We start from the raw sequence: 12,177 nt of genomic DNA, 5'->3' as shown, positions 1-12,177 counted from the left end.
TTTTCACCGAATTGCTTTTCTTTGCTCAAGTTTCTCGGCGATTGCTTCGGTAAGCTCCTGGCCGCTTTTCGGGAGTGAATTCTTCATTACAGCATTCATGACTGGTGCAAGGGCACCTTCTGCTGTCATTTGTAGATAACCAGTCATCTTTGTCCGGTTTTGGCCCAGGCTTTCTGCGCTAAAATAACCATTTCCAGTCAGGTTTTCATTAATTCCCTTCAATTCAAATGTCACTCTAGTTGGTTCAATCCATTCCTTGATGGTAACCTGTAAACTGATTTTCTTTTTCAATACACCGACCGTTTCCTTAAAGGTCCAGTTAGACTGCTTTTCATTCAGTTTCTCATGACTAATATACCCAGGCAATAAAGGTGCCCAGTTGTCCATGTCTTTCACGAAATCCCAGACCTGTTTGATCGGCACATCAATAATGATGTCGTGCTTTCCTTCTGGCATGCTCTCTCCTCCTTTGATGAATATCCTTTAAGAGATATATGTTTTTCAAATGAATTTATACTTTGTCCTTTCTTTTAGTAACATGCTAAAAGTATCACTTATAGATTATTGCAATTTTCATAAAGTTTTAAGCCAACTGGAATTAATCACTACAGAACACTATTCGTATTCCCTAGTAAAATAAAAACACACCTTATAAGGCGTGTTTCATCTCTACTCAAATCCATTGGCGAAGTATTCAATTGTTTCAAGTTCTTCCTCTGCAAGGTCTCTGTTAACCTTTTCTCTATAGTCCTCAATCATCAATTTAGAATCTCCACTATGCTTTTCAGTCAAATCAGCGATAGATTTTAGGAGTTTCGCTTCCTGATTGAATTCCTCTTTAGAAATTATCCCTGAATGTGAGAGAATATAGGTGTCAGCATCAAAGATCTCAATTTTACTGAGCAAGTCTCTAATTCCATTGATCGTATAGTTATCTTTAACCGAAAAGATATCAGGATAAATGCTGTCGGCCAGGAACAGAATCTTTTCCTCTCTGATATAAATGACGACCGAATCTTCAGCATGGTCACCACCTACGTGCTTGATGATACACGTAATACCGCCTAGATCAATTTCGATTTCATCTTCAAAAGTCAATTCAGGTAAAGCGATTGTAATGTCCCGCTTATCTGGAAACTCTTGTTTTATCGCTTTTGCGCAAAATTCGATTTCTGTTCCTTCTGCTACCCTTTGATCGATTGCATCGTTTGACCATGATAAAGGGCGCAGCTTTTCAATTTCCTCCCTCGTTTTCCTAGAAGAGATGGATAGAGTATTTCCAAGCGCAGACAGGCCGAATATATGGTCCCAATGCCAGTGTGTCAAAACTACATAAGAGGGCACAGCTACACCCTGCTCTTTAACCATATCCTTGAAAAGAGTGGCGTGCGCTTCTGAGTTTCCGGCGTCAATCATCAGTGTTTTTTCTTTGCCTGCAACGATACCGAGGATCGGCCTGTCTGTCTCAGAAACAGGTGTCATATACCAAAAGCGCTCGCTTATTCTTTCGATTTTTTGCATTAAATTCACCTATTTTCCTATGGCTTTCGTCCAGAAGGCCTTTAATTTTTCTTGATACTCCTGCTCAGCAATTGTATATGCCTCCGTATGACCGGCTCCTGGGACAATCCAAAGCTCTTTATCACTGTTTGCTTTTTCAAAAATACGTTTTCCCATTTCAGTTGGGACTAATGCGTCCTTGTCCCCGTGGATAATGAGTAATGGAAGTTTATTTTTCGCGACACTGTCAATAGCCGAGGCTTCAGCAAAGGTGTAGCCTGCCCGTATATTCGTGATTACACTGGTAACCTGCATAACCGGGAATGCAGGAAGATTATACATGTATTTCAATTGGTGGCTTAGTTCTTCGAGCACCGTCGTATAGCCACTGTCAGCAATAATTCCCTTAACCTCCTCCGGCAGTTCTTCCCCGCTCGCCATCAGGACAGTCGCAGCTCCCATGGAAAATCCATGAAGGAAAATTTCATCAGCCCCAGCTTCTTCAGATAAGAATTTTGACCACCGCACATAATCCTTGCGATCATGCCAGCCATAACCTATATAGTCCCCTTCGCTAAGGCCGTGCCCCCTGGCATCAGGCTTAAGAATATCATACCCCTGCTCATAATAAAACTTCGTGATTCCTGGCATTTGTTCACTGTTCCCTTTATAACCATGAGCAAGAATCACAGCTTTCCCAGAGGGCTGTTCATTTTTTAAAAACCGTGCCTTCAGCCTTAGTCCGTCTTCTGATTTTATTTCGACCACTTCGAATTTTTGTTTCTTTGTCCAGGCTGTAATTTCCTCAAGCTTCTTCTGCTCCTCTTTTTCACTTAACAGTGTGGCTGCCGTGACACTTTCCCCGCCACCATGGAGTTCCACAGATTCCTGGCTCCGGTTTATGGCGACATTATAAAAGTAATTCCCAGCAGCAGTAAGTCCGATGAAAATTGCCAGGATGATCCCGGTAGCAATCCATATGATCCTTTTCTTCACAATTAAAAGTCCCCTTTATTCAATTTAGATGCAAAAACATCTTTGTATTAAAAATATTTTACCAGAAAGATAGTTTAAAAAGACGAGCCATGGAAAAAAAGTAAAAGTTAGTCTGTATTATATCTTGGGTATAAGTAAATAAAACCGATTAGGAGGCTGATCGAAATGGAAATTGAGAAAAAACATATCATTAAATCATACAAAAACGAAAAAGAAGCTATAGATTCAATCGAGAAAATAAAGGAAGAAAAAGATAATCCTGTCAACAGTTCCATTTCAGGCTATAATGTCGAAAAGAAGTCAACCAAGGAATATCCAACGAATGCCTTTAGTCCAGGCGAGCTGGATATGGGGGAACCTGCTTTTGAAGATTACAAGGATGACCCATCAGAAAATCCTGCATTAGAAACCGATAAAAGCAAGGATATAGATCGTCCATTGCCTGAACGGGCAATGAATAATCGCGTTAGATGATACAAAGTGCACGGATTATCCCCGTGCACCTTGTTTTTTTTTCATGATCCGCTGCTAATCGTTTAGAAATTGATTGATTTGACCGTTTGAGATCCGTCTTCTGTTTAAAAATCGATAAAAACTTTCCTCTGTGCAAGCTGCCATCACAAAATCTACTAGTTTGAATTCTCCCTTATTCCATATATATACCTAGATTCTTTGTTTTTTGCAGAATATTTGTTAACTTAATTATTTTTAAGTTGACATAAAATATTCAAAAAGTTTATCCTGAATTTATATTACAGAAAAGGAGAGCAAATTACATGAAGTTTAAAGCACTTGATTTAACTCTAGCATCCATGTTCGTCGGTCTTATGGCTATCGGGGCGAACATAACATCGTTTGTGCCATTTATGGTGGTTGGCGGGGTGCCGATTACACTCCAAACCTTTTTTGCCATTCTGGCAGGCATCATCCTTGGCAGCCGGCTGGGGGCAATTTCAATGACCGTATACGCACTTGTAGGATTAGTGGGTGTACCGGTGTTTGCCAAATTTGGCGCCGGCATGTCTACTTTGATCAGTCCAACATTCGGATTTATCCTTTCATTCATTTTCACAGCATATGTTGCAGGCAAGATTGTTGAGAAGAACCGCACTCTTTCTGCTTTTGTCATCGCTTCATTAATTGGGCTTGTCATTAATTATGTTTTCGGTACAAATTGGATGTATTTTGCCTATAAATTCTGGGCAGCAGCACCAGAGGGCTTTACGTATAAAATGGCCTGGTTATGGATGGTTGTCCCTCTTCCAAAAGACATCATCCTTGCTGTATTCGCCGGCATGATGGGTCACAGACTAGAGAAATCTGTTTTATCCAAAGGCAGCTTCAAACACTTAAGAAAAGCAGCTTAAAGGGAGGATAGATCAATGGGATACTGGAAGGAGTTAGCCATGGGCGTACTCGATGGGAACGAGTTGTCTGATGCGGAGGCTTTAAGTATACTTGATTGTCCAGACCAAGAAATGCTTGAATTGCTTCAGGCTGCATACACGATTCGCCATCACTATTATGGAAATCGGGTAAAGCTAAATATGATTATCAATACCAAATCGGGAATGTGTCCGGAGAATTGCGGTTACTGTGCGCAATCCAGCGTCTCCGATGCCCCTATCCAAAAGTATCGAATGATGGATAAGGACACAATCCTAAAGGGTGCAGAACAAGCGTTCAATCTGAATGCTGGCACATATTGCATTGTTGCCAGCGGCAGAGGACCAAGTGAAAAGGAAATTGAAACTGTTACTTCGGCAGTTGAGGAAATTAAAGCAAAATATGGCCTTAAGGTTTGCGCCTGTCTTGGCATACTTAAACCTTCACAAGCAGAAAGACTCAAGTCTGCCGGTGTTGACCGTTATAACCATAATCTCAATACTTCCTCTAACCATCACGATGCCATCACGACATCGCATACATACGAAGATCGGGTAAATACTGTAGAGCTTGTTAAAAGTTCCGGGATTTCACCATGCTCCGGAGTGATTATAGGAATGAAGGAAACAAAGCACGATGTGGTCGACATGGCCAGAAGCCTGAAGGCACTTAACGCAGATTCAATTCCAGTCAATTTCCTCCACGCGATTGACGGAACCCCTCTTGAAGGAACCGATGAATTGAATCCTCGATATTGCCTAAAAGTCCTTTGTCTGATGCGTTTTATTAATCCTACAAAAGAAATCAGAATTTCCGGAGGCAGAGAAGTTAATTTGCGAAGCCTCCAGCCTATGGGCCTCTACCCTGCCAACTCAATCTTTGTTGGAGATTACCTGACAACAGCAGGGCAAGAAACGACAGCTGATCATAAAATGCTTGAGGATTTGGGATTTGAAATTGAATTTACAAAAGAAGAAATCACAACATAAATAGAAAGCATAACAGTCTGTTAGGCTGTTATGCTTTCTCTCATTTTACTATGTTTATAAATGTGTCATTTAAAAAAATTTTGCATGTACACCCTTTACCTGTCCTCTGTCATAAACATGGTGCATATTATTAGAAGGGGTCAAAAGCTTTTTAAGGAGGATACTATGTTCCATTTATTTGAAAAAGCAGTTTTAGGCATGGCTTTTTTGAGGTTTTTTTCAGGAAGCTTTGAGATTTTGGTGGCTGCTATAATTTTAAAATACAATGATGTGGAAAAGGCTTTGATCGTCAATAGCACACTCGCATTTGTCGGTCCGGTTATCCTCATTGCTACAACTACTATCGGTTTGGTTGGGCTTGCTGAAAAAATTTCTTTTCAAAAAATCATTTTGATTTTCTGTGGACTCGCCTGTATCTTATATGGGGTAAAAAGTAACTAACATCCCCATCATAGTTATAATTTTTTCTATTTAATGATTAGCCGGAGATTCTTCTCATTAGGGTCAATAATCCTAGATAAAATTTCATCAACATAATTAGTGAAGACCTGCTGGGTTCTCTGCCTAGGCCTTGGAAGGTTAATGGTTTTACTGAGTACAATCTTTCCATCTTCAATAAGAATAACACGATCAGCAAGTGCCACTGCCTCTTCAACATCGTGAGTGACAAGAATGGACGTAATTTTTTCTTTCTCCCAAATCGATTCAATTAATTCCTGCATCTCTAACCTTGTGAGCGCATCAAGCGCACCTAATGGTTCATCGAGCAGCAAAATCTCTGGCTTATGCACCAGCCCTCTGGCCAAGGCGACTCGCTGCTTTTGCCCACCCGATAGTTTTGATGGCCAATCCTTCATCCTTCCTTCTAATCCTACATCCTTCAAGGCTTCCATTGCATCATGCTCCCATTTCCCTTTTAAGCCTATGCCAACATTCTCCAACACTTTCTTCCAGGGCAGCAAACGGCCATCCTGGAACATAATCCTGGCATGTGCATTTAAACCATCAAGTTTTTTATCCTTGATATATATAGCGCCTTCATCATATTTCTCAAGACCAGCAATCAGCCGAAGGAGTGTACTCTTGCCGCACCCACTCTTCCCCACAATTGCTATAAACTCACCGTGATTCACTTTTAAGCTGATCCCGTCCAGTACAACCGTGTTATCAAAGCTCTTCTTCAAATTATTCAAGTGTATATGCTGCTCTTTTCCTCCACTTTTCATCACCCAATCCTCCTAAGGGATTATGTCTTCCACTTAAGCCATTTACCTTCCATATAACGAGCGATCATATCGGATAACTTCCCAAATAAAGCATAAATCAGGATACTCAGTACTATGACATCCATTTGCATAAATTCTCTTGCATTCATGGCCATATAACCAATTCCTGAATGAGCAGAAATCGTTTCAGCCACGATGAGAGTCAGCCACATTACACCAAGTGAAAAACGAATGCCTACTAAAATAGAAGATAACGCACCCGGAAAGATTACGGTTAGAAATAATTTTACGCCCTTTAACCCATATGCCTTGCCCATTTCAATCAAATCACTATCGACATTTTTGATTCCGTGATACGTGTTAATATAAACCGGGAACAAAACACCGAGTGCAACTAGAAAAATCTTGGATGTTTCATCAATGCCAAACCATAAAATTACTAAGGGAATCAACGCCAAATGAGGAATATTCCTTAGCATCTGAATGGATGTATCAAGTAATAGATCGGATAGTCGAAAGATACCGTTTATGATCCCCAGGAAAAAACCAAGAAGACCTCCAATCAAGAAACCAAGCATAGCCCTTCCTAGACTGATCGTAATATGTTCCGTCAACTCTCCTGTCCCTATCAATACAATTGCTGCTGTGAACACATCAGTGGGTGCGGGTAAAATTCTCTCTGAGATGATTCCTTTCCATGAAAGCAGCTGCCATAACACCAATAATAAAATGGGTATAGCCCACGGAATCATCTGGCGAATACCTGCTATAAATCGGGCTTTCATAAAACCTCTCCTTCCCTATATAGCTCAGTCCAATAAGGCGTCCTTAACAACAATTTCTTTCGGGATAATTTTTAGCTGGTAAAAGGTGTCAGCTTTTTCCTGCTGCTCTTTCATGATTTCATCGGATAATGGATCCACTCCGTATTCTCTTCTTTTTACTGCCATTTCGATTGAATTTTCATCGATTTTCAGCAGAGGTGCAAGCATTGATACTAATTCTTCATGATGGGAGTTAGCCCATTCTGAAGACTCCTGAACCTGGTCCACTATCGTATTAAGTATTTCTTTATTCGATTTAGCATAATTGGCATTTGCGATAAAAAAGTCACGATCAGAAGTCAACCCCTCACCATTTACAAGCATTCTTGCTTCTGAATTTAATTCTGTGTCTGAAGCGAAAGGATCCCAGACAACCCATGCGTCTATGTTTCCTTGTTCGAAGGCGACCCTGGCATCACCTGGCTGAAGGTAAGCTGGAGTGATGTCACCATATTCCAAACCTGCCTTTTCTAATGCTTTCACAAGAAGATAGTGGGAGCTTGAACCTTTAGCAAAACCAATTTTCTTTCCCTTTAAATCATTTAACGATTGAATGGTTGACTCTTTGGGTACGAGTATGCCGCTGCCCTTAAATTTGGAATAACCTGCTGCAACATAGACAATTGGAGAATCAGCTGCTTGGGCAAATATTGGCGGGGAATCTCCTGTTCTTCCAAAATCAACACTTCCTGCATTCAATGCCTCCAACAATGCTGGACCTGCCTGAAATTCCTTCCATTCAACCTTTACACCCTTTTTCTCAAGTTGCTTTTCAAGTGTTCCCAACGATTTTAAAATCACAAGCGGACAATTTTTTTGATAACCAATCCGGACTATTTTGTCAGAAGATGAAGCTTCCGCATCCTGTTTCCTTTCACTATATTGATTACATCCAGAAAGGACAATGCTGAACAGCAGAACAAAGCCTGCAATCATCTTTTTGATATATGCTGAATTACACTTCATCCTCTTACACCTCTTAATCATTTGATAACAACTGTTTTAGCCTATGTCACAGACAAAAACTAGGTTCCTGTCTATAGCAAAGAAAAAAGAACATAAAAATTTTAAAAGCAGGAAAACTAATTACATTGAAAAAAAGCTGGAGGGAGTTTTTATGGGAATCTTTACTGGTAAACCCGAGAATGAACCACTTCATTCGGGAGAGGTATTCAATTTGTGGGCCCATCTTTATGCTGCAAAAGGATATCTTGTAACTCTTCAAATTATGATTAATCACACTGGGGACCATGATTTAAAGGTTTTTTTGGAGGATCTTCTGGAGAATTGCTATAAGCAGGAGGAGCAGCAAACAGAAGCAATTTTAAAGCAAAACGGAATTCGTTTGCCGCCAGCTCCCCCCGCAAGGCCTGATGTTCAAGTAGAGGATATACCAGCAGGTGCGCGTTTCAATGATCCTGAAATTGCTTTGCTCGTCCAAAGAGAATTGATGGTCGGTAAAATTCTTTGCAGCTATGTCATGGGTATTTCAATCAGGTCAGACATTGCGGAAATGTTTGGAGAATTTCACGTCCAAAAGACCGAGTATGAGGGGAAATTACTTAAAATCACGAAAGAAAAAGGCTGGCTTGTTCCCCCGCCGATCAATCTTAAATAAACATTGCATTTTAAAAAGAAGGATGTGCAGGATACTTGGCTAAACAGAATAAAGGCATGTTAATTGCTGCAATTGGATCAATCCCGTTAATCATGACGCTGGGTAATTCGATGCTGATTCCCATCCTTCCCAAAATGAAATCAGAACTGGGACTGACACAGCTGCAGGTAAGCCTGACAATTACTGTATTTTCAGTTGCTGCTGCAATATTCATTCCCATATTTGGGTACCTGTCTGACCGTTTTTCGAGAAAAGCCATCATACTTCCTGCCCTAATTTTATATGGAATTGGTGGACTGCTTGCTGGTTTCGGTGCCAGTACTTTATCAAATCATTATATATGGATTCTTATTGGCAGGACATTACAGGGAATCGGGGCAGCAGGTACAGCACCTATAGCGATGGCCCTTACCGGGGATTTATTTAAAGGCGGAGAACAAAGCCGGGTTTTAGGGATTGTAGAAGCATCAAACGGCCTGGGTAAGGTACTATCCCCCATTATTGGTTCACTGCTTGCCATCATAGCCTGGTATGCGGTTTTTTACGCCTTTCCAGCTATATGTCTGATTTCTATAATACTGACTTGGATATTCATAAAAGAGAAGAGGAACCGTCAAGTCCCTCCCCCTTTTGAAAAGTATTCACGAGGTCTTTTGCATGTCTTTAAAAAGGAGGGCAGATGGCTCTTTACAACATACCTTGCTGGTGCCACTTGTTTATTTACCCTTTTTGGGATTTTGTTTTACCTTTCAGATGTTTTAGAGTCTAAATATGGAATAAATGGAGTAAAAAAAGGGCTAATCCTTGCAATTCCTTTGCTAGTACAAGGAGGCACTGCCTACATAACAGGGTCTAAGATCGGCAAGAACATGCTGATGATGAAACGGCTGATAGTTCTTGGGTTTTTGCTGATGACTCTCTCCTACGTTTTCCTGACCATGGTTGAGAAAATTGTTCCATTCCTTTTCGTCCTTATCTTTAGCAGTATCGGTACGGGATTGGTTCTTCCCTGCATAAACAGCTTAATCACTGGGTCTGTTGGGAAAGAAATGAGAGGATTTGTCACTTCCTTATATGGATCAGTCCGCTTTATAGGAGTGGCTGTCGGGCCGCCAATTTTTACCAGGCTAATGGATTGGTCGCGTACAGGAATGTTTTTGTCAATCGCAACTCTCACTTTCATCGTAGGACTGCTTGCCATTCTGACGATTCATGTAAAAAGGTCTGACGGAAAAAAAGAGAAAAATTCTGCTTTCCGCTATAATTATGTATAAACTACTTTTTCCTCCAACCCAAAGTATAAGCCTGGTTATAGTTATAATAATAAACAATATCGACCATTTTAGTGGAAATCCATTGACTGATTAACGCCTGGACGATGAGTTCCAAACTGATGATAAAACCAGTCATTACAAAGATACAGCAATTAATCCAAAATAAAGCGGATCCTGGAAGTGAGTTCCTTCTCTTGGCGATAATAAGCGCGATGACCCCAACACCGCCATTTGAGACTCCTTCCTTAAGCAATAGACCAATGCCAGTTCCTAAAAAGATGGAACCCATAACAAGATCAATCCATTCATTGCGGACCGCTGGAAAATAATATTGTTCACAGAATGTAATGGTAAATGAGGTCACAGTGATAGCACACATGGTCCATAGAGCGCAACGGTTTCCCAGATATTTTGCTGCGACAACAAGCATAGAGAAATTTACAATCCAAAGAGCCAATCCCATGTCTATACCGAGAAAGTAATTCAAAAGCACTGCGATCCCGCCTGCTCCCCCGGACGGGATTGCATGTGGAAATAAAAAAAGTCCCATTCCTATGCCTTGAATGGTACCTCCTGCTATAACCATTACGTTTTTTCGGAGAAAAGCTATCATAAATGCATCCCAACTTTTTCAAAAAATATGGATAGGCTTTCTCTCATTTTTATTCACCTTGTCCAGTGTATATGTTCAAAATATTTCATTCACAAATGCTAAAATCATTCATCGGGGTGTCTTTATGAAAGCAGACGTTATTTCAACTGAACATATTGTCATGATTGCAGTAGCTATCACGACTGGGACACTCGCACGCATTCTTACTGTTAAAGAGGATTTCAGACAATACCCCAGTTATCCAAATGGTTATATGACTAATTTAGTGACTGGATTCATAGCCTCAGCTCTAGGTGCAGTAGCGATTCCCGCACTAATGACTAAGAATTTTATCGCAGTTACCTTTTTAACTCTGGCCATTCAGCAATTCAGGGATGTAAGAAAAGCAGAAAGAGAAAGCTTAAAAGATCTTGAGAATACAGAGTATACAAGTCGAGGCGACGCATATATAGATGGTATCGCAAAAACCTTTGAAGCTCGTAACTACTTTGCTCTTATCGTATCATTCTGTACAGCTCTGGCAATACAAGCAGTCAATAGCCAATCAATCCCGATTAGGATAGCAGCAGGAGTAATTAGCGGAGTAATAGTCCTCTTCATTCTCAAAAGGTTTTCTAAAGGTAAAACAATTGGAGACATAGCGTCGGTTGAACAAGGTTCTATATCAATAAAAGAAACTGATTTATATGTAGATGATATTTTTGTAACTAATTTTCTTGGCTCCGAAAATGCATCAAGTTTATTTGAAAGTGAGGGAATTGCAGCAGTACTCACACCGAATGAAGACCGTTTTCGTATCACTTTAGACCATAGGGGACAACAACAAGCAGCCTTATTTGAAGCAACACGGACATTAGGCTTAAAACGATACCATTTCACTAGAAAAGACTTTGATAATGGCAAGGTCATCATAACCTTTGTTCCAATACTAAAGGATTCTGACCGGTTACTCGAAGCCATTAAAAAAACCCCCCTGCTTGAGAGCACCAAAAAAAATAAAGATGTACTAAGAACAAATTTCGTTGGGAGGAATTAATTTGGCTGAGACCAGCGGAGGCTTCCCTAAATTTGATGTATTAGCCATCATTACACTTTCAAAAGACCGAGTAATGGGAGGAAAGCAGCTAACTTTACTCGCTGAGAGTGAAGAAGAACAAAAAGCGATGTCACAAGAGATTGCAACAACTTTAAAAGGAGATATTGTAAGGTTGAAATTTGGTGACCATTTGGTTGTGCGGAGACTATAAAAGTTGCTTTTCTGACAGGAGTTAGCCTTCTCTTCTGAGAACATTCTATCGCAACCATGACTACACACAACAAAGAACAGTGCTCTCTGCTGTTCATTACACATCACCGGCGGGTCTGTGCGTCAGTTTCAGTCACTCAGTGCCCGCGTATATCATACGATGCGGTCCTCCTTGCTAACCTTTCTACTTAGACATTTATTCGGCTTAATCCTATATCCCACTCGGACATTTACACAAAAAAAAGAACAGCCATTACAGCTGTTCTTTCGTGTGCCCGGCGGCGTCCTACTCTCACAGGGGGAAACCCCCAACTACCATCGGCGCTGAGAAGCTTAACTTCCGTGTTCGGTATGGGAACGGGTGTGACCTTCTCGCCATCGCCACCAGACTATTTGATTTGAGGTTTTGTACCCTCAAAACTAGATAATGTTGTAAGAAGAAAACAAGAAGAACGAGCAATCTATTTTGGTTAAGTCCTCGAACGATTAGTATCAGTCAGCTCCA

The 12,177-nt window shown here is 40.6% G+C and carries 15 protein-coding genes and 1 rRNA gene; 8 read left to right on the top strand and 8 right to left on the bottom strand.

Features of this window, described 5'->3' with window-relative positions; genetic code table 11:
• Positions 1-3: 3 nt before the first annotated feature.
• The 3 genes from J7E35_RS08250 to J7E35_RS08240 all read right to left on the bottom strand — a co-directional run bounded on the left by J7E35_RS08250 (position 4) and on the right by J7E35_RS08240 (position 2,496).
• A complete protein-coding gene (locus J7E35_RS08250; protein ID WP_214778767.1) occupies positions 4-456 on the bottom strand; it encodes an SRPBCC family protein in 453 nt (150 codons plus the stop codon).
• Between the two features lie 213 nt (positions 457-669).
• A complete protein-coding gene (locus tag J7E35_RS08245) occupies positions 670-1,521 on the bottom strand; it encodes an MBL fold metallo-hydrolase (RefSeq protein ID WP_214778765.1) in 852 nt (283 codons plus the stop codon).
• Between the two features lie 9 nt (positions 1,522-1,530).
• A complete protein-coding gene (locus tag J7E35_RS08240; RefSeq protein ID WP_214778763.1) occupies positions 1,531-2,496 on the bottom strand; it encodes an alpha/beta hydrolase in 966 nt (321 codons plus the stop codon).
• 165 nt (positions 2,497-2,661) lie between these two features.
• Between J7E35_RS08240 and J7E35_RS08235 the strand changes: the two genes are divergently transcribed.
• The 4 genes from J7E35_RS08235 (at position 2,662) to J7E35_RS08220 (ending at position 5,312) form a co-directional block, all read left to right on the top strand.
• On the top strand, positions 2,662-2,970 hold the full coding sequence (locus tag J7E35_RS08235) for a hypothetical protein (RefSeq protein ID WP_214778762.1): 309 nt from the start codon (positions 2,662-2,664) through the stop codon (positions 2,968-2,970).
• Between the two features lie 302 nt (positions 2,971-3,272).
• Positions 3,273-3,863, top strand: coding sequence for a biotin transporter BioY (locus J7E35_RS08230; protein WP_214778760.1), 591 nt, complete (start codon positions 3,273-3,275; stop codon positions 3,861-3,863).
• Positions 3,864-3,878: 15 nt separating this feature from the next.
• Complete coding sequence (gene bioB / locus J7E35_RS08225; RefSeq protein WP_214778757.1) at positions 3,879-4,871, top strand: biotin synthase BioB; 993 nt, start codon at positions 3,879-3,881, stop codon at positions 4,869-4,871.
• Positions 4,872-5,036: 165 nt separating this feature from the next.
• On the top strand, positions 5,037-5,312 hold the full coding sequence (locus tag J7E35_RS08220; protein WP_214778756.1) for a YqhV family protein: 276 nt from the start codon (positions 5,037-5,039) through the stop codon (positions 5,310-5,312).
• Positions 5,313-5,338: 26 nt separating this feature from the next.
• Here J7E35_RS08220 and J7E35_RS08215 read toward each other — a convergent pair whose 3' ends face one another.
• The 3 genes from J7E35_RS08215 to J7E35_RS08205 are packed head-to-tail and all read right to left on the bottom strand — an operon-like array spanning position 5,339 to position 7,887.
• Positions 5,339-6,097 carry an ATP-binding cassette domain-containing protein gene (locus tag J7E35_RS08215; protein WP_214778753.1) on the bottom strand — a complete coding sequence of 253 codons (759 nt, stop codon included), beginning with the start codon at positions 6,095-6,097 and terminating at the stop codon, positions 5,339-5,341.
• Between the two features lie 20 nt (positions 6,098-6,117).
• Positions 6,118-6,882 (bottom strand): ABC transporter permease subunit, encoded by a 765-nt coding sequence (locus tag J7E35_RS08210; protein WP_214778752.1) that lies wholly within the window; start codon positions 6,880-6,882, stop codon positions 6,118-6,120.
• A 24-nt stretch (positions 6,883-6,906) separates the two neighbouring features.
• On the bottom strand, positions 6,907-7,887 hold the full coding sequence (locus J7E35_RS08205; RefSeq protein WP_214778751.1) for a sulfonate ABC transporter substrate-binding protein: 981 nt from the start codon (positions 7,885-7,887) through the stop codon (positions 6,907-6,909).
• A gap of 151 nt (positions 7,888-8,038) precedes the next feature.
• Between J7E35_RS08205 and J7E35_RS08200 the strand changes: the two genes are divergently transcribed.
• Both J7E35_RS08200 and J7E35_RS08195 read left to right on the top strand, forming a co-directional pair.
• Positions 8,039-8,539, top strand: a complete 501-nt coding sequence (locus tag J7E35_RS08200) for a DUF3231 family protein (RefSeq protein ID WP_214778748.1) — start codon at positions 8,039-8,041, stop codon at positions 8,537-8,539.
• 56 nt (positions 8,540-8,595) lie between these two features.
• Positions 8,596-9,813 (top strand): MFS transporter, encoded by a 1,218-nt coding sequence (locus J7E35_RS08195; RefSeq protein WP_214779325.1) that lies wholly within the window; start codon positions 8,596-8,598, stop codon positions 9,811-9,813.
• Position 9,814: 1 nt separating this feature from the next.
• Here J7E35_RS08195 and J7E35_RS08190 read toward each other — a convergent pair whose 3' ends face one another.
• The gene (locus J7E35_RS08190; protein WP_251040844.1) at positions 9,815-10,399 is read right to left on the bottom strand and encodes a YitT family protein; all 585 of its coding nucleotides are present in this window, start codon (positions 10,397-10,399) and stop codon (positions 9,815-9,817) included.
• A gap of 151 nt (positions 10,400-10,550) precedes the next feature.
• Between J7E35_RS08190 and J7E35_RS08185 the strand changes: the two genes are divergently transcribed.
• Together J7E35_RS08185 and J7E35_RS08180 are read left to right on the top strand one after the other, a co-directional pair.
• Positions 10,551-11,462, top strand: coding sequence for a YIEGIA family protein (locus J7E35_RS08185; RefSeq protein WP_214778744.1), 912 nt, complete (start codon positions 10,551-10,553; stop codon positions 11,460-11,462).
• A gap of 1 nt (position 11,463) precedes the next feature.
• Positions 11,464-11,673 carry a capping complex subunit for YIEGIA gene (locus J7E35_RS08180; protein ID WP_214778742.1) on the top strand — a complete coding sequence of 70 codons (210 nt, stop codon included), beginning with the start codon at positions 11,464-11,466 and terminating at the stop codon, positions 11,671-11,673.
• Between the two features lie 272 nt (positions 11,674-11,945).
• Here J7E35_RS08180 and rrf read toward each other — a convergent pair.
• Positions 11,946-12,061: ribosomal RNA gene (gene rrf / locus J7E35_RS08175) — 5S ribosomal RNA — on the bottom strand.
• Positions 12,062-12,177: the final 116 nt, after the last annotated feature.

Origin of the sequence: Bacillus sp. ISL-45 (genome assembly GCF_018613195.1) — a bacterium.
In the GTDB taxonomy this organism is placed as follows: domain Bacteria; phylum Bacillota; class Bacilli; order Bacillales; family Cytobacillaceae; genus Mesobacillus.
Note: the sequence above shows the minus strand (reverse complement) of the source record. Positions and strands in the feature narration are given on the sequence as shown.